Below are 21,737 nucleotides of genomic sequence, written 5' to 3' on the forward strand. Positions count from 1 at the left end.
CTTATTTCTTGAATGGGAAGTTAAAGCCTTCGAGCAAAGCTCGGCCTTCTTCGTCATTCTTCGCAGAAGTAGTGATTACAATATCCATACCGCGGATCTTATCGATTTTATCGTATTGGATCTCTGGGAAGATAATCTGCTCACGTACGCCCATCGCATAGTTACCACGGCCGTCGAACGATTTAACGCTCAAACCACGGAAGTCACGAATACGCGGGATCGCGATATCAACTAAACGCTCTAAGAATTCCCACATACGCTCACCGCGCAGTGTAACCTTACAGCCGATTGGGTAGCCTTCACGGATTTTAAAACCAGCAACTGACTTACGAGCTACAGTCACTACTGGCTTCTGACCAGCGATAGCAGTCATGTCACGAAGCGCATGCTCCATAACTTTCTTATCTGCTACTGCTTCGCCAACACCCATATTAAGGGTGATCTTTTCAATCCGAGGGACTTGCATGACACTGGTAAAACCGAACTTTTTAACTAGTTCAGGACTAACAGTCTCTTTGTATTTATCATGCAGTTTCGCCATCGTTTACTCCAAATTACTTAACGAGTTCACTGTTCGACTTAAAGAAACGGACTTTTTTGCCGTCTTCAAATCGGAAACCAACGCGATCAGCTTTGCCAGTGGCAGAGTTGAAAATCGCTACGTTTGATGCTTGTATCGGTGCTTCTTGCTCAACAATACCGCCTGCTACGCCCAATTGTGGGTTTGGCTTTTGGTGTTTCTTGACAAGGTTAAGACCTTCTACAATTAATTTACCAGTTGGAAGAACCTGAGAAACCTTACCGCGTTTACCCTGGTCTTTACCTGCTAGTACAATTACTTCGTCTTGACGACGTATTTTAGCTGCCATTTTGAAGCTCCTTACAGTACTTCTGGTGCCAATGACACAATCTTCATAAATCGCTCAGTACGCAATTCACGTGTCACAGGGCCAAAAATACGAGTACCAATCGGTGCAAGGTTTGCGTTAAGCAATACCGCTGCGTTCCGATCGAAGCGAATGACAGAACCGTCTGGACGACGTACGCCTTTCTTAGTACGGACTACCACCGCGTTATATACATCACCTTTCTTCGCTTTACCGCGAGGAATAGCTTCTTTAACAGAAACCTTGATGACGTCGCCGATACCGGCATAACGACGATGAGAGCCACCCAAGACCTTAATACACTGAACTCTACGAGCGCCACTGTTACAGGCGACTTCTAGAGTCGATTGCATTTGGATCATTTTAAGTGCTCCGCTATCGTTACTTCTCAATCCCACAATGGGGCTACATTTCACTCAAATTTTGACTTTAATTTAGTCAAATTTGGCGCGCAAGTGTAACACCTAAAAATAGGAATAGATAGTACTAAAAATAAAAACGGCTCCAGCGTTTGGAGCCGTTTAACTAAATACCTAATTAGATTAGGCTTTTGATATTACTTCAACCAGAGTCCAAGACTTAGTCTTAGACAGCGGACGACATTCGCGAATAGTCACGAGATCGCCAGCATTACACTGATTTTGTTCGTCATGTGCATGGATCTTAGTAGTACGCTTGATAAACTTCCCGTATAACGGGTGCTTAACCTTACGTTCAATAGCAACAGTGATAGACTTGTCCATCTTGTCGCTAAGTACTCGACCTTGCAAAGTACGGATAGTATCAGACATTATGCACCCGCCTTAGAAGTAATAATGGTCTTAACGCGCGCAATATTACGACGCACGATTTTAAGCTGATGAGTCTGAGTCAACTGACCAGTGGCGTGTTGCATACGCAGATTAAACTGCTCACGCAGCAGACCAAGCAGTTCAGCGTTCAATTCTTCAACGCTCTTTTCTGTTAGTTCGCTCGCTTTCATTACATCACCGTCTTAGTTACGAAGGTAGTCTTCAGAGGTAGTTTAGCAGCAGCTAGGGTGAAAGCTTCACGAGCTAACTCCTCAGATACACCATTCATCTCATAAAGAACCTTACCTGGTTGAATCTGGCAAACCCAGTATTCAACGTTACCCTTACCTTTACCCATACGCACTTCAAGAGGCTTAGAGGTAATTGGCTTGTCAGGGAATACGCGGATCCAGATCTGACCTTGACGCTTAATGTGACGTGTCATAGCACGACGCGCAGCTTCAATTTGACGTGCAGTTAGACGACCACGTCCAACAGCTTTCAAACCGAATTCACCGAAGCTAACTTCAGTGCCGTTCGCTAGACCACGGTTGCGGCCTTTGAACATTTTGCGAAACTTCATTCTTTTTGGTTGCAGCATTGCCAGCTCTCCTATTTACCGCGAGGCTTACGCTTCGGCTGCTGTTTCGGCTCTTCATGCTGAGGTAGAACGCCGTCTAGAACTTCGCCTTTGAAGACCCAAACTTTAACGCCAATCACACCGTATTGAGTGTGACTCTCAGAAGTAGAATAGTCGATATCAGCACGCAGTGTATGCAAAGGTACACGACCTTCACGATACCACTCTGAACGCGCAATCTCAGCGCCGCCTAGACGGCCACTCACTTCAACTTTGATACCCTTAGCACCAAGACGCATTGCATTTTGAACTGCGCGCTTCATAGCACGACGGAACATAACACGACGCTCTAGTTGCGAAGCGATGCCATCGGCAACAAGCTTAGCATCTAGCTCTGGCTTACGGATCTCAGCGATGTTGATTTGAGCTGGAATACCAGTCAGCTTAGCAACTGCGTTGCGTAGCTTCTCAACGTCTTCGCCTTTCTTACCAATCACAACACCTGGACGGGCTGTGTGGATAGTAACTCGAACACTCTTAGCTGGACGCTCGATAACTATCTTAGAAACTGAAGCTTGCTTAAGTTTCTTTTCAAGAAACTTACGCACTTCCCAGTCACTGCTCAAGTTATTGGCATAGTCTGACTTGTCAGCGTACCAGGTCGAGATCCAAGGCTTAGTGATACCCAGACGGATACCATTAGGATGTACTTTCTGTCCCATTGCTAACTCCTAGCGATCTGACACAACCACAGTAATGTGGCTGGTGCGCTTGATTATACGATCAGCACGGCCTTTGGCACGTGGCATGATACGCTTCATAGTTGGACCTTCATCGATCATAATCGCTCCAACTCTTAGTTCGTCAATGTCAGCACCTTCATTGTGCTCAGCATTAGCGATAGCAGAGTCCAGTACTTTCTTAACAAGTACTGCAGCTTTCTTAGGGCTGAAAGTTAGAATTTCGAGAGCCTTAGCAACAGGCAGTCCACGGATTTGATCTGCAACCAAACGACACTTTTGAGGCGACGTACGGGCAAAACGATGTTTAGCTAAAACTTCCATCTTATGTCTCCCGTATTAACGCTTCTTCGCTTTCTTATCTGCAGCATGGCCGCGATAAGTGCGAGTTGGTGAAAATTCACCAAGCTTGTGGCCGATCATTTCGTCAGTTACGAACACAGGTACGTGCTGACGACCATTATGGACAGCGATGGTCATTCCAATCATGTTAGGAATGATCATAGAGCGGCGAGACCAAGTCTTAATAGGCTTCTTGTCTCCAGCTTCCATCGCTTTCTCTACCTTCTTCAGCAAGTGTAGGTCAATGAATGGACCTTTCTTGAGAGAACGTGGCATGGCGAATCCTCTTACTTTTTATTGCGACGACGTACAATGTACTTGTCGGTGCGTTTATTACTACGAGTCTTATAACCCTTAGTAGGCTGACCCCATGGAGATACAGGATGACGACCACCAGAAGTACGGCCTTCACCACCACCATGTGGGTGATCTACTGGGTTCATTGCAACACCACGAACTGTTGGGCGTACGCCTCTCCAGCGTTTAGCACCTGCTTTACCTAACTGGCGTAGCATATGCTCGGCATTACCAACTTCACCCAATGTCGCGCGGCAATCAACCGGCACTTTACGCATTTCGCCAGAGCGAAGACGTAGAGTGGCGTATGCGCCGTCACGAGCAATAACTTGTACATAAGCACCAGCTGAACGCGCGATCTGAGCACCTTTACCAGGCTTCATTTCGACTGCGTGCACTACGCTACCCACAGGGATATTACGTAGAGGCATTGCGTTACCGCTCTTGATCTCTGCATCGATACCAGACTGGATCTTATCACCAGCTTGCATGCCTTTAGCGGCAAGGATATAACGACGCTCACCGTCAGCGTATAGTACCAATGCGATGTTAGCTGTACGGTTTGGATCATATTCCAAACGCTCAACCTTCGCAGGGATACCGTCTTTATTACGCTTAAAGTCGATTAGACGATAATGTTGCTTATGACCACCACCAATGTGGCGGACAGTGATGCGACCCGTATTGTTACGGCCACCACTTTTAGATTTTTTCGCCAACAGGCCTGCAAAAGGTTTACCTTTATGCAGATCGCTGTTCACCACTTTAACTAAGTGGCGACGACCTGGAGAGGTTGGCTTACACTTAATAACTGCCATGATAATTCTCCTTTGCCTTATTCAGCGCCGCCGACGAAATCGATGTCAGCACCTTCAGCTAGAGTAACATAGGCTTTTTTCCAATCGCTACGACGGCCAGTACGGGCGCCTGTGCGTTTGGTTTTACCTTTGTTAACCAAAGTGCGAACTGAATCGACTTCAACTTCGAATAGCTGTGCTACTGCAGCTTTAACTTCAGCTTTAGTTGCATCGATAGCTACACGGAAAACAACTGTATTGTTCTTCTCTGCATTCACAGTACTCTTTTCAGAGATATGTGGAGCAAGAATCACTTTTAACAAACGTTCTTCGCTTATCATCCCAGCATCTCCTCGATTTGCTTAATAGCTTCAGCGGTTACGAGTACTTTGTCGAATGCGATAAGGCTAACTGGATCAACACCAGCAACATCACGAACATCAACTTTGTACAAGTTACGAGCAGCTAAGAACAAGTTCTCGTCAACTTCTGGAGTAACAATCAACACATCTTGAAGTTGCATTGCATCTAACTTGGCTTTCAGCTCTTTAGTTTTAGGAGCATCAACACCAAATGATTCAACAACGATAAGACGGTCTTGACGTACCAATTCAGAGAAAATGCTTTTCAGCGCTCCGCGGTACATCTTCTTGTTTACTTTTTGGCTGTGATCTTGTGTTTTAGCAGCGAATGTTACGCCACCGCCACGCCAGATTGGGCCTTTAACAGTACCAGCACGTGCGCGGCCAGTACCTTTTTGGCGCCATGGCTTCTTGCCAGAGCCAGTTACTTCTGCGCGAGTCTTTTGAGCACGAGTGCCCTGACGCGCGTTTGCAGCGTAAGCTACAACTACCTGATGAACCAGTGCTTCATTAAAGTCACGGCCAAAGGTAGCTTCGGAAACTTCAAGAGCACTCTGTGCGTCTTTCAATACCAATTCCATTACTATCTCCTCAGACCTTAAGCTTTAACAGCTGGTTTGATGATCAGGTCGCCATTAGTAGCGCCTGGAACTGCACCCTTAACCAAAAGCAGGTTACGTTCAGCATCTACACGAATTACTTCTAGATTCTGTGTCGTAACACGCTCAGCACCCATGTGGCCAGACATTTTCTTACCTTTGAAAACGCGACCAGGTGTTTGGTTTTGACCAATAGAACCGTTAGATCTATGTGCCAGTGAGTTACCATGGGTTGCATCTTGCATCGCGAAGTTCCAACGCTTAATACCGCCTTGGAAGCCCTTACCCTTTGATTGACCAGTAACATCAACTTTCGCTATGTCAGCGAAGATATCTACATTTAGCTCAGCACCAACTTCGATGCCTTCACCTTCACCATCTGCCAAACGCATTTCCCACAAACCACGACCAGCTTCAACGCCAGCCTTAGCAAAGTGACCTGCTTCTGGTTTAGTGATGCGATTAGCTTTTTTTGTACCAGTAGTCACTTGAAGTGCACGGTAACCATCTGTATCCAAAGTTCTCACTTGGGTTACACGGTTAGCAGCAATTTCAATTACTGTTACAGGTACTGACGCGCCATCTTCATTGAAGATGCGAGTCATACCTACTTTACGACCGATAAGACCGATAGCCATCTCTCAAACCTCTTCTAAGCTCAATTAACCCAAGCTAATTTGAACGTCAACACCAGCTGCAAGATCAAGACGCATAAGTGCATCTACAGTCTTCTCTGTTGGTTCAACGATATCAACAAGACGCTTATGAGTACGTAGTTCGTACTGATCACGCGCATCTTTATTAACGTGTGGAGAAGTCAAAATGGTGAAACGTTCTTTACGCGTTGGTAGTGGAATTGGACCACGAACCTGCGCGCCGGTACGCTTAGCAGTTTCAACGATTTCCGCAGTAGACTGATCAATCAAACGATGATCAAATCCTTTCAAGCGGATACGGATTCTTTGGTTCTGCATTGACCAGAGCTCCTAAAATGTACACAAAAAAATCACCTCTAGCAAATTTCCTTATAGGAAAAGCAGAGTGAGATGATTTAACCGTTCGACTCACAATTGGAGCCGCTGTTTTTTTACGTCAACCCGAAGGTAGACAATTTAAATCGCCTAATGGTTAAGGCGAGGGGCTATTATACTGATTTCAACACTGAGATCAAGCCCGTTGTTTGAAATACCGTCAAATAGAAGGATTTCAACAAAGTGGCGTCATTATACATAGTAAGATCAGGATTACCAGCCCTAGCCTGACTTTTATTCAGGCAACAAAAAAGGCAGCCTAAGCTGCCTTTTTCAGTATCGAGTTAAGACAATTGCTAATTAAGCAACGATCTCAGCTACAACACCAGCACCAACTGTACGGCCACCTTCACGGATAGCGAAGCGTAAACCTTCGTCCATCGCGATTGGAGCAATAAGAGTTACTGTCATAGCTACGTTGTCACCAGGCATTACCATCTCTACGCCTTCTGGCAATTCGATAGTACCGGTTACGTCAGTTGTACGGAAGTAGAACTGTGGACGGTAGCCTTTGAAGAATGGAGTGTGACGTCCGCCTTCTTCTTTAGACAGAACATAGATTTCTGACTTGAAAGTTGTGTGTGGAGTGATTGAACCAGGAGCAGCAAGAACCTGACCACGCTCAACATCTTCACGCTTGATACCGCGTAGAAGAACACCACAGTTCTCGCCAGCACGACCTTCGTCAAGAAGCTTACGGAACATTTCAACACCAGTACAAGTAGACTTAGTTGTATCTTTGATACCAACGATTTCTACTTCGTCGCCAACACGGACGATACCGCGCTCGACACGACCAGTAACAACAGTACCACGACCAGCGATTGAGAAAACATCTTCGATTGGAAGAATGAATGCACCATCGATAGCACGCTCTGGCTCTGGAATATAAGTATCTAGTGCTTCTGCAAGCTCAAGGATCTTAGCTTCCCACTCTGGCTCGCCTTCAAGGGCTTTAAGCGCAGAACCTTGGATAACTGGTAGGTCATCACCTGGGAAGTCATATTCAGATAGAAGTTCACGAACTTCCATTTCTACTAGTTCTAGAAGCTCTTCGTCATCAACCATGTCACACTTGTTCATGAATACGATGATGAATGGTACGCCAACCTGACGTGAAAGCAGGATGTGCTCACGAGTCTGTGGCATTGGACCATCTGTAGAAGCTACTACTAGGATAGCGCCGTCCATCTGTGCAGCACCAGTGATCATGTTTTTAACATAATCCGCGTGACCTGGACAGTCTACGTGTGCGTAGTGGCGTGCTGGAGTGTCATACTCGATGTGAGAAGTATTAATTGTAATACCGCGCTCACGCTCTTCTGGAGCGTTATCGATCTGTGCGAAATCACGCTTAGTACCACCGTAAGTCTTCGTTAATACCGAAGAAATAGCTGCAGTTAGAGTAGTTTTACCATGGTCAACGTGTCCGATAGTACCAACGTTAACATGCGGTTTTACGCGTTCAAATTTTTCTTTAGCCACGATATATTCCTTTCTTTTCAGAAATGCTCGGCTAAAAACCGAGCAATAGCAATTAAGTATATCAACAATAGAGTGAGTCTGTTTAGCCTCTGGCTTCTATTATTGCTTTAGTAACATTTTGCGGTGCGTCAGAATACTTCAAAAACTCCATTGAGTAAGAAGCACGACCCTGACTAGCAGAGCGCAAATCGGTTGCATAACCAAACATTTCAGATAATGGTACTGTTGCATGTACAAGCTTTACACCTGCAATGCCGTCATCCATGCCTTCAATGAGGCCGCGACGACGGTTTAAGTCTCCGACAACATCACCCATATAATCTTCAGGTGTTGTCACTTCAACTTTCATGCAAGGTTCAAGTAAGGCAGGGTCTGCGTCAAGCGCTCCCTTTTTAAAGCCCATTGAACCAGCGACTTTAAAGGCCATCTCGTTCGAGTCCACATCATGATATGAACCATCAAACAGAGTAACCTTTACGTCGAGAACAGGGTAGCCAGCTATTACACCGCTCTTCATCTGCTCTTGAATACCCTTATCAACTGCTGGAATGTATTCCTTTGGAACCACACCACCAACAATTGCGTTGACAAATTCATAACCAAAACCTTCTTCTTGAGGTTCTAGCTTTAACCAAACGTGACCGAATTGACCTCGACCACCAGATTGGCGTATGAATTTACCCTCGACTTCCACTGTTTTGCGGATAGTCTCGCGATATGCAACTTGTGGTTTACCTACATTACACTCAACACCAAACTCACGACGCATACGGTCGACGATGATGTCTAAGTGTAGCTCACCCATACCAGAGATCAGTGTTTGTCCCGATTCTTCATCAGTTTCAACACGGAATGACGGATCTTCCATTGCAAGTTTTTGCAATGCAATTCCCATCTTGTCCTGGTCCGCCTTGGTTCTTGGTTCAACGGCGATAGTAATTACAGGCTCTGGAAAATCCATACGCTCTAAAATTACTTTATGATCGATGTCACATAATGTATCGCCAGTAGTCACGTCTTTAAGACCAATAGCAGCCGCGATGTCGCCAGCGCGTACTTCTTTAATCTCTTGACGGTCATTAGCGTGCATCTGCACCATACGACCAATACGCTCACGTTTTTGCTTAACAGAGTTATATACGCCAGCACCGCTTTCCAATACACCTGAGTAAACACGCATAAAGGTTAAAGTGCCCACGAATGGGTCTGTCGCAATCTTAAACGCTAATGCTGAGAATGGAGCATTGTCGTCAGCTTGACGCGATGTCTCTTCTTCATTGTCGTCAATCCCCTTAATTGGGGGGACTTCGACTGGAGATGGTAGAAAATCTACCACAGCATCTAAAACCGCTTGTACACCCTTGTTCTTAAATGCAGAACCACAAGTTGCCAATACGATTTCATTGTTTAAGGTACGTAAACGCAGTGCGCTTTTGATCTCTTCTTCTGAAAGTTCCCCATCTTCTAGGTACTTATCCATCAGCTCTTCTGTAGCTTCCGCTGCACTTTCAACCAAATACTCACGCATTTCTGCGGCTTTCTCGGCTAAATGCTCTGGAATAGCTTCATAAGTGAAAGTCATACCTTGATCTTCATCAGACCAGTTAATGGCTTTCATTTTGATCAAATCGACGACACCCTTGAAATCTTCTTCTGCACCAATATTCAGTTGAATAGGTACACAAGTCGCACCAAGGCGATTACGGATCTGGTCGACTACGCTATCAAAGTTTGCACCTGCGCGGTCCATCTTATTGATGAACACTAAGCGCGGCACATGATACTTATCAGCCTGTCGCCAAACAGTCTCAGATTGAGGTTCTACCCCTGATGAGCCACAAAAAACAACCACAGCACCATCTAGTACTCGCAAAGAACGTTCTACTTCAATCGTGAAGTCGACGTGGCCTGGAGTGTCGATGATGTTAATGCGGTGCTCAGTGAACTGCGCATCCATTCCGCGCCAGAAAGTAGTCGTTGCGGCTGAAGTGATGGTAATCCCACGTTCCTGCTCCTGCTCCATCCAATCCATAGTGGCACAGCCATCATGAACTTCACCAATCTTATGAGATAAGCCGGTGTAGAATAGAACACGTTCGGTAGTAGTGGTTTTACCAGCGTCAACATGAGCACAGATACCGATATTACGATAGCGCTCAATTGGAGTTGTACGAGCCACGATTTATACCCTCTTTAGCTTAATCTGAGTGTTAGCAATGTAAGTAAGGCGTGGGATATAACCCACGCCAAGATATTACCAGCGGTAATGAGCAAACGCTTTGTTTGCTTCTGCCATACGATGCACGTCTTCGCGCTTCTTAACAGCAGTACCTTTGTTTTCAGATGCGTCTAACATTTCACCTGCTAGACGTAAAGCCATAGATTTTTCACCACGCTTACGTGCAGCTTCAACCAACCAGCGCATCGCTAGTGCGTTACGACGCACTGGACGAACTTCACATGGTACCTGGTAAGTAGAACCACCAACACGACGAGATTTAACCTCGACTGATGGACGTACGTTGTCCAGGGCTGCTTCAAGGATTACTAAATGATCTTCGCCTTTCTTTTCAGACGCAGTATCTAGTGCCTTGTAGATAATTTTTTCTGCAGTCGACTTTTTGCCGTCCTGCATGATGACGTTGATGAACTTAGCCAGCAACTCACTTTTGAACTTTGGATCTGGTAGGATTTTACGTTGTCCTACAACGCGACGTCTTGGCATAACAATTTCTCCGTATGCTTCAGGGACCCCAAAACTGGAATCTCAATAAAAACTAGCTTGGCCTTACTTAACGGAAAACGTTAAGACTTAGGACGCTTAGCACCGTACTTAGAACGACCTTGACGACGTTCACTTACACCAGCACAGTCTAATGCGCCGCGTACAGTGTGGTAACGCACACCCGGTAAGTCTTTTACACGACCGCCACGGATTAGAATTACGCTGTGTTCCTGCAGGTTGTGGCCTTCACCGCCGATGTACGAAGTTACTTCGAAACCGTTAGTTAGACGCACACGAGCTACTTTACGTAGTGCAGAGTTAGGTTTTTTTGGTGTGGTTGTGTATACGCGAGTACAAACACCACGCTTTTGTGGACACGCAGCTAGCGCAGGAACGTTAGTCTTATCGACTTTCGGTGCGCGAGGCTTACGTACCAACTGGTTTACAGTTGCCATGTATAGCTCCGAATCAGTTGACTAAATCAACAGTAAGGTGTGAAAAATCTATATCCCACAGGTGTGGGACGCGAAATTTTAGAAGTGTATGAGGTTTCTGTCAAGAAATAGACAACTTTTAACCGATTTAAAGTAAAAAAAAGGCGCTAAACGCGCCTTTTTTACAATCTGTTTACTTTTAAGCACCGATTAATCGTTGCTACCAGCTAGATTTAGAAGATCTGCAAGGTTCTGCTCAGCTTCACTTGCACTAATCGAGGTAGCTTCTGTCACAGCTGGTTTAGCAGCAGCTTCAGCACGCTTCTGGTGGTATGAGTAACCCGTACCAGCAGGGATTAGACGACCAACAATTACGTTCTCTTTCAGACCACGTAATTTATCGCTCTTACCACCAACAGCGGCTTCAGTAAGAACACGAGTGGTCTCCTGGAACGATGCTGCAGAGATGAACGATTCAGTCGCAAGTGATGCCTTGGTAATACCAAGAAGTTCACGCTCGAATGTAGCAGGCTGCTTACCTTGTGCTTCAAGTTCGCGGTTAGCGATCTTAACACGAGATACTTCAGCTTGTTCACCCGGTAGGAATTCACTGTCACCAGCGTCAACAATCTCACACTTACGCAGCATCTGGCGAATAATCACCTCAATGTGCTTATCGTTGATCTTAACGCCCTGTAGACGGTAAACGTCCTGTACTTCATTCACGATGTAGTTAGCCACATTGTGGATACCACGTAGACGTAGAATGTCGTGTGCCGCTTCTGCACCATCAGCAATAACTTCACCGCGTTCAACTTTTTCACCTTCGAACACGTTTAGGTTACGCCACTTAGGGATCATCTCTTCATAGTGCTCACCACCATCTGCAGGGGTGATTACTAGACGACGCTTACCTTTGGTTTCTTTACCGAACGAGATAGTTCCCGATACTTCAGCAAGAATTGCAGGCTCTTTTGGCTTACGCGCTTCGAACAAGTCAGCTACGCGTGGTAGACCACCGGTAATATCGCGAGTCTTAGAAGATTCTTGAGGAATACGTGCTAATGCATCACCAACGTTAATTGGTGCGTTATCATCAAGGTTCACAATCGCGTGACCAGGCAAGAAGTATTGCGCAGGTACTTCAGTACCTGGGATCATCAAGTCGCTACCATCAGCAGCAACTAGACGGATCATAGGGCGCATCTCTTTACCAGCTGTAGGACGTTGACCTACTTCTAGAACCACGATTGAAGACAGACCAGTTAGTTCGTCTGTTTGACGTGTCATAGTGACACCTTCAATCATATCTACGAACTTAATACTACCCGCCACTTCTGTGATAATTGGGTGAGTATGCGGATCCCACTTAGCGATAATCTCGCCAGCAGCTACGCCGTCATCTTCCAACTTCTCAAGTACAGTACCGTAAGGAACCTTATAACGCTCTTTCTCACGACCTAGCTCATCAATAATAGCTAGCTCAGAAGAACGAGATACGATTACCAGCTTACCGTTGCTGTTAGTTACAAACTTAGCATTGTGTAACTTAAGCGTACCAGAGTTCTTAACTTGAACGTTGTTCTCAGCTGAAGCTCGAGATGCCGCACCACCGATGTGGAAAGTACGCATCGTAAGCTGTGTTCCTGGCTCACCAATAGACTGAGCAGCAACAACACCAATCGCTTCACCTTGGTTGATGATATGACCACGGGCCAAATCACGACCATAACAGAACTTACAAACACCGAAGTCTGTATCACAGCTGATGACTGAGCGAACAATCATTTCGTCGATAGAGTTATCTTCAATGATGTCACACCATGCTTCGTCTAGAAGCGTGTTACGTGGCACAAGTACTTCTGCAGTACCAGGCTTGAACACATCTTGTGCAACAACACGACCAAGAACACGTTCACGTAACGGCTCAACTACATCACCACCTTCAATAAGCGGTTTCATAGTCAGACCTTCGAACGTTCCACAGTCATCTTCGATTACAACTAAATCTTGAGCAACGTCTACTAGACGACGAGTCAGGTAACCAGAGTTAGCTGTCTTCAATGCCGTATCCGCAAGACCTTTACGCGCACCGTGAGTAGAAATAAAGTACTGAGATACGTTTAGACCTTCACGGAAGTTAGCCACAATTGGGGTTTCGATGATTGAGCCATCTGGCTTAGCCATCAGACCACGCATACCGGCCAACTGTCGAATCTGTGCAGCACTACCACGAGCGCCTGAGTCGGCCATCATGTAGATGCTGTTGAACGATTCTTGTTGTTCCTCTTCGCCATCACGGTTAATCACTGTCTCTTTAGACAGGTTAGCCATCATCGCTTTAGAAACTTTTTCGTTCGCACTTGCCCAGATATCGATTACTTTGTTGTAACGCTCACCAGCGGTTACTAGACCTGATTGGAACTGCTCTTGAATTTCAAGAACTTCCGCTTCTGCGTCAGCAACTAAGGTGTATTTCTCATCTGGAATAACCATATCGTCGATACCTACAGAGGCACCCGAGATAGTTGCAAAATGGAAACCGGTATACATCAATTGGTCAGCAAAGATAACAGTATCTTTAAGACCTAGTTGACGGTAACAAGTGTTCAATAGCTTAGAGATCTGCTTCTTACCCATGTTTTGGTTAACCAAATCATAAGAAAGACCTTTAGGCAGGATCTGTGAAAGCAATGCACGACCAACCGTTGTATCTACGATACGACGTGTCTTCACTTTTTCGCCAGCTTCATTGGTCGCAGTTTCGGTAATACGTACCTTAACGCGAGCATGTAGCTCAGCAACACCTGTGCGGTAAGCTTTTTCAGCTTCAGCCACATCAGAGAACGCCATGCCTTCACCCTTGCCGTTAATACGCTCACGGCTTGTGTAGTAAAGACCCAATACAACGTCTTGAGATGGTGTAATCACCGGCTCACCGTTTGCAGGTGACAAGATGTTGTTGGTTGACATCATTAGTGAACGTGCTTCTAACTGTGCTTCCAGAGTTAGTGGCACGTGAACAGCCATTTGGTCACCGTCGAAGTCGGCGTTGTATGCCGCACAAACCAATGGGTGAAGCTGAATCGCTTTACCTTCGATTAGTACTGGCTCAAATGCCTGGATACCTAGTCTGTGCAGTGTTGGTGCACGGTTAAGCATCACTGGGTGTTCGCGGATCACGTCATCTAGCACGTCCCAAACTTCTGGAACTTCGCGCTCAACCATCTTCTTAGCAGCTTTAATGGTAGTCGCTAAGCCACGACCTTCTAGCTTGCCATAGATGAATGGCTTGAATAGCTCAAGTGCCATCTTCTTAGGAAGACCACACTGGTGTAGACGTAAAGTAGGACCTACGGTAATTACCGAACGACCAGAATAGTCAACACGCTTACCTAGCAAGTTCTGACGGAAACGACCTTGCTTACCTTTGATCATATCGGCCAAAGATTTAAGCGGACGCTTGTTAGAACCTGTAATAGCACGACCACGACGACCGTTATCCAATAGCGCATCAACAGATTCTTGCAACATACGCTTTTCGTTACGTACGATGATATCTGGAGCAGCTAGATCTAACAGACGCTTTAGACGGTTGTTACGGTTGATTACACGACGGTAAAGGTCGTTCAAATCAGAGGTAGCAAAACGTCCGCCATCTAGTGGAACTAGAGGACGTAGATCTGGTGGTAGAACCGGTAGCACTTTAAGGATCATCCACTCAGGCTTGTTACCTGATGTGAAGAATGCCTCAACAAGCTTAAGACGCTTAGTGACCTTCTTACGACGAGTCTCAGAATTGATTGATGGCAGTTCTTCGCGCATCATTTCAATTTCTTTCTCAAGATCGATAGCACGTAGCAATTCTAGAACTGCTTCAGCACCCATCTTGGCGTCGAATTCATCACCGTACTCTTCCAATGCATCCAGATAGTTTTCTTCTGTCAGCATTTGACCGCGCTCAAGGCTGGTCATGCCAGGCTCGATTACTACGAAAGATTCGAAGTAAAGTACACGTTCGATATCACGAAGAGTCATGTCAAGCATCAAACCGATACGAGACGGAAGTGACTTCAAGAACCAAATGTGTGCCACTGGGCTAGCAAGATCGATGTGACCCATACGCTCACGACGTACTTTAGTCTGTGTAACTTCAACGCCACACTTTTCACAGATCACACCACGGTGCTTAAGACGCTTATACTTACCGCATAAACATTCGTAATCTTTTACTGGACCAAAAATACGTGCACAGAATAAGCCTTCACGTTCAGGCTTGAATGTACGGTAGTTAATGGTTTCTGGCTTCTTAACTTCACCAAAAGACCAAGAACGGATCAAATCAGGTGACGCTAGGCCAATCTTGATTCCATCAAATTCTTCAGTCTTGCTTTGCTGTTTCAGAAACTTTAATAAATCTTTCACGTTTCTCTCCTGAAGGAGTTAAATCAGGCGCTCTGCTAATGCAGAGCACCGATTTTGCCAAATAGAGGCGGTAACCAGTTTTACTTGGTATCCAACTCAATGTTGATACCGAGCGAACGGATCTCTTTCAACAATACGTTGAAAGATTCAGGCATACCTGGTTGCATCTGATAGTTACCGTCGACGATGTTCTTATACATCTGAGTACGACCGTTCACATCATCTGACTTAACAGTTAGCATTTCCTGAAGGGTATATGCTGCACCGTAAGCTTCAAGTGCCCATACTTCCATCTCACCGAAACGCTGACCACCGAACTGTGCTTTACCACCCAATGGCTGCTGAGTAACAAGACTGTACGAACCCGTAGAACGAGCGTGCATCTTATCGTCAACCAAGTGGTTAAGCTTGAGCATGTACATGTAACCTACGGTTACTTTACGCTCAAATTCATTACCAGTACGACCATCAATCAGTGTTAACTGACCAGATTGTGGCAAGCCTGCAAGTTCAAGCATCTGCTTGATCTCTTTCTCTTTGGCACCATCAAACGCAGGTGTAGCAATCGGTACACCGCCTTTTAGGTTTTTAGCAAGACGCAAGATTTCATCATCAGTGAATGAATCGATGTCGACTTTTTGAATTACTTCGTCACCTAATTCATAAACTTGCTTAATGTATCCGCGAAGTTCTGCCAATTCGCGCTGCTCTTCAAGCATCTCAGTAATACGATTACCGATACCTTTAGCGGCAGCACCCATATGAACTTCAAGTACCTGACCGATGTTCATACGTGAAGGTACACCTAGTGGATTCAATACGATATCTACTGGATTACCCTTCTCGTCGTATGGCATGTCTTCAACAGGACAAATCTTAGAGATTACACCCTTGTTACCATGACGACCCGCCATCTTATCACCAGGCTGGATAGTACGCTTAACCGCTAGGTAAACCTTAACGATCTTAAGTACGCCAGGTGCTAAATCATCACCTTGAGTGATCTTGCGGCGTTTGATTTCAAACTTCTTATCGAAATCGGCTTTTAGCTCTTCCGCTTGCTCAGCTAGTTGTTCTAGCTCAGTTTGCTTCGCTTCATCATCGATGGTTTGAACCAACAACTGAGAACGTGGAATCGCATTAAGCTGGGCTTCATCGAAACCTGTCGCTAATAACAGATTGCGAGCACGACCAAGAACACCATCTTCAAGAATCTTGAACTCTTCAGTCAAGTCCTTCTTAGCCTGAGCAATATGCATCTCTTCGATTTCTACAGCACGCTTATCTTTCTCAACGCCGTCACGAGTAAATACTTGTACGTCGATGATAGTACCCTTAACAGAGTTAGGTACACGTAGAGAGCTGTCTTTAACGTCAGAGGCTTTTTCGCCAAAGATCGCACGGAGAAGTTTCTCTTCTGGAGTCAGCTGTGTTTCACCCTTAGGTGTCACTTTACCAACTAGGATGTCACCACCCTTAACTTCTGCACCGATATAAACGATACCTGATTCGTCAAGCTTAGAAAGCGCAGACTCACCAACGTTTGGAATATCAGCAGTGATCTCTTCACTACCCAACTTAGTATCACGAGCGATACACGAAAGCTCTTGAATGTGGATAGTCGTGAAACGGTCTTCCTGAGCTACACGCTCAGAGATTAAGATCGAATCCTCGAAGTTGTAACCGTTCCAAGGCATGAACGCGATACGCATGTTCTGACCAAGAGCCAAATCACCTAAGTCGGTAGATGGACCATCGGCAAGTACGTCGCCACGAACAATTGGGTCACCAACAGAACAACAAGGACGCTGGTTAATACAAGTGTTCTGGTTAGAACGCGTGTATTTGGTCAAGTTGTAGATATCGATACCCGCTTCGCCTGGAGTTAGCTCAGCTTCGTTAACTTTAACAACGATACGGCTCGCATCAACGTAGTCAACATAACCACCACGCTTAGCAGCAACAACCACGCCTGAGTCAACAGCAAGTGTACGCTCAATACCTGTACCAACTAGCGGCTTATCGGCCTTTAGTGTTGGAACAGCCTGACGTTGCATGTTCGCACCCATCAATGCACGGTTCGCGTCATCGTGTTCTAGGAACGGAATTAGCGATGCCGCAACAGAAATAATCTGTTGTGGTGAAACGTCCATATACTGGATGTCAGCTGCACCCATAAAGGTTGAATCACCTTTATGACGACAAGCAATTAGCTCGTCCATCATGCGACCGTTCTCATCTAGCTGAACGATAGCCTGTGCGATAACATAACGGCCCTCTTCGATTGCTGAAAGGTAATCAACCTCATCAGTAACCACACCATCGATAACCTTGCGGTAAGGTGTTTCTAGGAAGCCATAGTTGTTAGTACGAGCAAAGGTTGACAACGAGTTGATCAAACCAATGTTTGGACCTTCTGGCGTTTCGATTGGACATAGACGACCGTAGTGAGTCGGGTGTACGTCTCGAACTTCGAAACCAGCACGTTCACGAGTCAAACCACCAGGACCTAGAGCAGAAATACGACGCTTATGCGTTACTTCTGACAATGGGTTGTTTTGGTCCATGAACTGTGAAAGCTGTGAAGAGCCAAAGAATTCTTTAACAGCTGCAGAGATTGGCTTAGCGTTGATCAGATCTTGAGGCATTAGCTCATTAAGATCACCAAGGCTTAAACGCTCACGTACGGCACGTTCAACACGAACAAGACCTACACGGAACTGGTTTTCAGCCATTTCGCCAACACTACGGATACGACGGTTACCTAGGTGATCGATATCATCTACTTCGTCAAAACCGTTGCGGATAGCAATAATATTCTTCATCACGGCAACGATATCTTCTTTAGAAAGAATACCAGTACCTTCATCGTCATCAATGCTTAGACGACGGTTGAACTTCATACGACCTACTTTAGATAGATCATAACGTTCTTCGCTGAAGAATAGATTGTTAAATAGTGCTTCTGCTGCATCTTTGGTTGGTGGCTCACCTGGACGCATCATACGGTAGATTTCAACTAGCGCTTCTAGGCGGTTAGTTGTTGAATCGATACGTAGAGTGTCAGAGATATAAGCGCCGTTATCAAGCTCGTTGATATACAGTGTGCTGATCTCTTTGATGCCAGCCATAGATAACTTAGCTAGATCTTCTAGGCTGATCTCTGCGTTAGCAGAAACCAATACTTCGCCAGTATCTGGATCAATATAATCTTGACCAGAAATCTTACCAGAGATGTATTCAACTGGTACTTCAAGCTCAGTAGTGTTTGACTTTTCAAGTTGGCGAATATGACGTGCAGTGATGCGACGACCCTTCTCAACAAGAACAGTGCCTTCAGCGTCTTTAATATCATAGCTTGCTGTTTCGCCACGTAGACGGTCAGCAACAAGATCCATTACTAGTGAATCTTTCTTGATCTTAAAGTTTACGCGATCGAAGAACAGGTCAAGAATATCTTGAGTTGAATAATCTAAAGCGCGCAGAATGATCGATGCCGCTAACTTACGACGACGGTCAATACGAACAAACAGTGCATCTTTCGGATCGAATTCAAAATCTAACCAAGAACCACGGTAAGGAATAATACGTGCGTTATATAACACCTTACCTGAAGAGTGGGTTTTACCACGGTCATGATCAAAGAATACGCCCGGGCTACGGTGTAGCTGAGATACGATTACACGCTCAGTACCATTGATAACAAAGGTACCGTTGTCAGTCATAAGAGGGATATCCCCCATATAGACTTCTTGTTCTTTAATGTCTTTTACTGTGCCAGGTGCCGCTTCACGGTCATACAGAACCATACGCAATTTAACGCGTAGAGGTGCAGAGTATGTAACACCGCGGATTTGACACTCTTTCACATCAAAAACTGGCTCACCTAGTTTGTAGCTGACATATTGCAGCTCAGAATTACCAGAAAAGCTCTTGATGGGAAAAACGCTACGGAAGGCAGCTTCGAAGCCACGCTCACCTGTAGGATCTTGATCGGTGAACTTCTTAAAAGAGTCCAACTGGATTGACAAAAGGTAAGGGATGTCCAGAACACGTGGACGTTTACCAAAGTCTTTGCGAATACGCTTCTTTTCAGAATAGGAGTAAACCATGGGTTTCCTCTGATTGCGAGATGTGACCAAGACTGAATCAACTTAATTATTGAGACAGCGCGTTTGCCCATCACCGTTGATAGCAAGAACCTAACCAGTAATCTCTGCTAGGAACTGCGAAATCTGGCGATAAACGGTGAAAAAAAAATCGCCTGCGCTTACAGCGCAAAAAAGGCCGACGGTTAAAAAACCGCCAGCCTCCACCCGATTACTCGGGAGGTTTGTAAGTTATAGTATAACTTACTTGATCTCTACTTCAGCACCAGCTGCTTCAAGATCAGCTTTAAGAGCATCAGCTTCTTCTTTAGAGATAGCTTCTTTAACAGCTATTGGAGAAGATTCAGCCATAGTCTTAGCTTCTTTCAGGCCTAGACCTGTAGCGCCACGAAGAGCTTTAATTACAGCAACTTTGTTTGCGCCGTGAGAAGTAAGAATTACGTCGAATTCTGTTTTCTCTTCAGCAGCAGCAGCTTCGCCGCCACCAGAAACAACAGCAGCAGCAGCAGATACGCCGAACTTCTCTTCCATTGCTTCGATTAGTTCAACAACTTCCATTACAGACATTGCTGCAAGGGCTTCTAAGATTTGGTCTTTAGTGATAGACATAACAAAAGTTTCCTAATTGTACTGAATTCAATTTTAAATTAAAGCGGCTTATAAAATTAAGCAGCTTCTTTCTGATCGCGTAAAGCGGCCAATGTACGAACGAACTTGCCAGCAGATGCTTCTTTTAGAGTCATCATGAACTGAGCTAGTGCTTCTTCGTAAGTTGGTAGTTTTGCTAAACGATCAATATTTTCTGCAGGGATTAATTCCCCTTCAAAGGCTGCTGCCTTGATTTCAAACTTCTCTTGCGCTTTAGCGAAATCTTTAAGAAGACGCGCAGCTGCACCTGGGTGCTCAGTAGAGAATGCAATCAAAGTAGGACCAGTAAACGTATCGCTTAGGCACTCAAAATCAGTACCAGCAACAGCACGTTTAACAAGAGTATTACGTACAACACGAATGTACACTCCTGCTTCACGAGCTGCTTTACGCAGTCCGGTCATATTAGCTACAGTTACACCGCGAGAATCGGCTACAACTGCAGATAAAGCACCTTTGGCAGCTTCGTTGACTTCAGCAACAATCGCTTTTTTGTCTTCGAGTCCTAACGCCATTGGTATACTCCTGGATTCTATCTAGGGAAAACTCCCTAGCAATTACCATGCTAAATATCATAGATATTTAGCGACTTACGGCGCGAAAAATTCCAGCAGACAAAAATCTATCTGGGGTCCGACACCGTCTACGCAGGAAATTAAGTGTGTTACTTGAACAAACACCTACGGTCTTGGACGGAGGCCATTCATTAACCTAAAAGTTAAATCACAGCCCCAACCCTACAAAGTGCGCGCATTATAGACTAATACGCACCCGTTGTAAATTTACTTTGCGTCTTCCAGAGTACCCTGGTCAACCGCAACACCTGCACCCATAGTGGTAGAGATGCTTACTTTCTTAATGAAAACGCCTTTAGCTGCAGCTGGCTTGGCTTTTTTAAGTGCGCCAAGTAGTGCTTCTAAGTTTTCCTTAAGTTGAGCTGGTTCGAAGTCCACTTTACCGATAGTAGTGTGGATGATACCGTTCTTATCGTTACGGTAGCGTACTTGACCCGCTTTAGCGTTCTTAACTGCTTCAGCAACGTTTGGCGTTACAGTACCAGTTTTTGGGTTAGGCATTAGACCACGTGGGCCTAAGATTTGACCTAACATACCAACAACGCGCATTGCATCTGGAGATGCGATAACTACGTCGAAGTTCATTTCGCCAGCTTTAATTTGCGCAGCAAGCTCGTCCATACCAACAAGCTCAGCACCAGCTTCTTTAGCAGCTTCAGCGTTAGCACCTTGAGTGAACACAGCAACACGTACGTCACGACCAGTACCGTGTGGTAGCACAGTTGCGCCACGAACGTTTTGGTCAGATTTACGTGGATCAACACCAAGGTTAACCGCAACGTCAACACTTTCAAGGAACTTAGCAGTAGCTAGTTCTTTAAGTAGTGCAACAGCTTCATTGATGTCGTAGCTTTTAGTCGCTTCAACTTTCTCGCGGATTAGACGAGCGCGTTTAGTTAGCTTTGCCATT

At 45.4% G+C, this 21,737-nt stretch carries 23 protein-coding genes; all 23 read right to left on the reverse strand.

Features of this window, described 5'->3' with window-relative positions; all coding sequences use genetic code 11:
• Nucleotide 1: 1 nt before the first annotated feature.
• Nucleotides 2-541, reverse strand: coding sequence for a 50S ribosomal protein L5 (gene rplE, locus SHAL_RS21315; RefSeq protein WP_012279172.1), 540 nt, complete (start codon nucleotides 539-541; stop codon nucleotides 2-4).
• Nucleotides 542-554: 13 nt separating this feature from the next.
• The gene (gene rplX / locus SHAL_RS21320; protein WP_012279173.1) at nucleotides 555-869 is read right to left on the reverse strand and encodes a 50S ribosomal protein L24; all 315 of its coding nucleotides are present in this window, start codon (nucleotides 867-869) and stop codon (nucleotides 555-557) included.
• An 11-nt stretch (nucleotides 870-880) separates the two neighbouring features.
• The gene (gene rplN / locus SHAL_RS21325) at nucleotides 881-1,249 is read right to left on the reverse strand and encodes a 50S ribosomal protein L14 (RefSeq protein WP_012279174.1); all 369 of its coding nucleotides are present in this window, start codon (nucleotides 1,247-1,249) and stop codon (nucleotides 881-883) included.
• A gap of 180 nt (nucleotides 1,250-1,429) precedes the next feature.
• On the reverse strand, nucleotides 1,430-1,678 hold the full coding sequence (gene rpsQ / locus SHAL_RS21330; protein WP_012279175.1) for a 30S ribosomal protein S17: 249 nt from the start codon (nucleotides 1,676-1,678) through the stop codon (nucleotides 1,430-1,432).
• Entirely contained in the window at nucleotides 1,678-1,869 is a 192-nt protein-coding gene (gene rpmC / locus SHAL_RS21335; protein WP_012144642.1) for a 50S ribosomal protein L29, read from the reverse strand. The genes rpsQ and rpmC overlap by 1 nt, the downstream gene beginning before the upstream one ends.
• Nucleotides 1,869-2,279 carry a 50S ribosomal protein L16 gene (gene rplP / locus SHAL_RS21340; protein ID WP_012279176.1) on the reverse strand — a complete coding sequence of 137 codons (411 nt, stop codon included), beginning with the start codon at nucleotides 2,277-2,279 and terminating at the stop codon, nucleotides 1,869-1,871. The genes rpmC and rplP overlap by 1 nt, the downstream gene beginning before the upstream one ends.
• Before the next feature lie 11 nt (nucleotides 2,280-2,290).
• The gene (gene rpsC, locus SHAL_RS21345) at nucleotides 2,291-2,980 is read right to left on the reverse strand and encodes a 30S ribosomal protein S3 (protein ID WP_012153461.1); all 690 of its coding nucleotides are present in this window, start codon (nucleotides 2,978-2,980) and stop codon (nucleotides 2,291-2,293) included.
• Nucleotides 2,981-2,989: 9 nt separating this feature from the next.
• Nucleotides 2,990-3,322, reverse strand: coding sequence for a 50S ribosomal protein L22 (gene rplV, locus SHAL_RS21350; RefSeq protein ID WP_012144645.1), 333 nt, complete (start codon nucleotides 3,320-3,322; stop codon nucleotides 2,990-2,992).
• 15 nt (nucleotides 3,323-3,337) lie between these two features.
• Entirely contained in the window at nucleotides 3,338-3,616 is a 279-nt protein-coding gene (rpsS, locus tag SHAL_RS21355) for a 30S ribosomal protein S19 (RefSeq protein ID WP_011863970.1), read from the reverse strand.
• 11 nt (nucleotides 3,617-3,627) lie between these two features.
• Entirely contained in the window at nucleotides 3,628-4,455 is an 828-nt protein-coding gene (gene rplB / locus SHAL_RS21360) for a 50S ribosomal protein L2 (RefSeq protein ID WP_012279178.1), read from the reverse strand.
• 17 nt (nucleotides 4,456-4,472) lie between these two features.
• On the reverse strand, nucleotides 4,473-4,775 hold the full coding sequence (gene rplW, locus SHAL_RS21365; protein ID WP_012279179.1) for a 50S ribosomal protein L23: 303 nt from the start codon (nucleotides 4,773-4,775) through the stop codon (nucleotides 4,473-4,475).
• Entirely contained in the window at nucleotides 4,772-5,377 is a 606-nt protein-coding gene (gene rplD / locus SHAL_RS21370) for a 50S ribosomal protein L4 (protein ID WP_012279180.1), read from the reverse strand. Before rplD ends, rplW begins: the two co-directional genes overlap by 4 nt.
• Before the next feature lie 17 nt (nucleotides 5,378-5,394).
• Nucleotides 5,395-6,033 (reverse strand): 50S ribosomal protein L3, encoded by a 639-nt coding sequence (rplC, locus tag SHAL_RS21375; protein ID WP_012279181.1) that lies wholly within the window; start codon nucleotides 6,031-6,033, stop codon nucleotides 5,395-5,397.
• Nucleotides 6,034-6,057: 24 nt separating this feature from the next.
• On the reverse strand, nucleotides 6,058-6,369 hold the full coding sequence (gene rpsJ / locus SHAL_RS21380) for a 30S ribosomal protein S10 (RefSeq protein WP_012279182.1): 312 nt from the start codon (nucleotides 6,367-6,369) through the stop codon (nucleotides 6,058-6,060).
• A 357-nt stretch (nucleotides 6,370-6,726) separates the two neighbouring features.
• Entirely contained in the window at nucleotides 6,727-7,911 is a 1,185-nt protein-coding gene (tuf, locus tag SHAL_RS21385; protein WP_012279183.1) for an elongation factor Tu, read from the reverse strand.
• A gap of 82 nt (nucleotides 7,912-7,993) precedes the next feature.
• Nucleotides 7,994-10,090 (reverse strand): elongation factor G, encoded by a 2,097-nt coding sequence (fusA, locus tag SHAL_RS21390; protein ID WP_012279184.1) that lies wholly within the window; start codon nucleotides 10,088-10,090, stop codon nucleotides 7,994-7,996.
• 75 nt (nucleotides 10,091-10,165) lie between these two features.
• Entirely contained in the window at nucleotides 10,166-10,636 is a 471-nt protein-coding gene (rpsG, locus tag SHAL_RS21395; protein WP_012153455.1) for a 30S ribosomal protein S7, read from the reverse strand.
• A gap of 80 nt (nucleotides 10,637-10,716) precedes the next feature.
• Nucleotides 10,717-11,091: a 30S ribosomal protein S12 gene (rpsL, locus tag SHAL_RS21400; protein WP_012153454.1), complete on the reverse strand. Its 375-nt coding sequence runs from the start codon at nucleotides 11,089-11,091 to the stop codon at nucleotides 10,717-10,719.
• Nucleotides 11,092-11,280: 189 nt separating this feature from the next.
• Entirely contained in the window at nucleotides 11,281-15,495 is a 4,215-nt protein-coding gene (gene rpoC / locus SHAL_RS21405; protein WP_012279185.1) for a DNA-directed RNA polymerase subunit beta', read from the reverse strand.
• An 80-nt stretch (nucleotides 15,496-15,575) separates the two neighbouring features.
• Nucleotides 15,576-19,607 carry a DNA-directed RNA polymerase subunit beta gene (gene rpoB, locus SHAL_RS21410; RefSeq protein WP_041416169.1) on the reverse strand — a complete coding sequence of 1,344 codons (4,032 nt, stop codon included), beginning with the start codon at nucleotides 19,605-19,607 and terminating at the stop codon, nucleotides 15,576-15,578.
• Nucleotides 19,608-19,847: 240 nt separating this feature from the next.
• Nucleotides 19,848-20,213, reverse strand: a complete 366-nt coding sequence (rplL, locus tag SHAL_RS21415) for a 50S ribosomal protein L7/L12 (RefSeq protein WP_012279187.1) — start codon at nucleotides 20,211-20,213, stop codon at nucleotides 19,848-19,850.
• A gap of 56 nt (nucleotides 20,214-20,269) precedes the next feature.
• Nucleotides 20,270-20,767 (reverse strand): 50S ribosomal protein L10, encoded by a 498-nt coding sequence (gene rplJ, locus SHAL_RS21420; RefSeq protein ID WP_012279188.1) that lies wholly within the window; start codon nucleotides 20,765-20,767, stop codon nucleotides 20,270-20,272.
• 267 nt (nucleotides 20,768-21,034) lie between these two features.
• Nucleotides 21,035-21,736 carry a 50S ribosomal protein L1 gene (rplA, locus tag SHAL_RS21425; RefSeq protein ID WP_012279189.1) on the reverse strand — a complete coding sequence of 234 codons (702 nt, stop codon included), beginning with the start codon at nucleotides 21,734-21,736 and terminating at the stop codon, nucleotides 21,035-21,037.
• Between the last annotated feature and the right edge of the window lies 1 nt (nucleotide 21,737).

The organism is Shewanella halifaxensis HAW-EB4, from assembly GCF_000019185.1.
GTDB lineage: Bacteria > Pseudomonadota > Gammaproteobacteria > Enterobacterales > Shewanellaceae > Shewanella > Shewanella halifaxensis.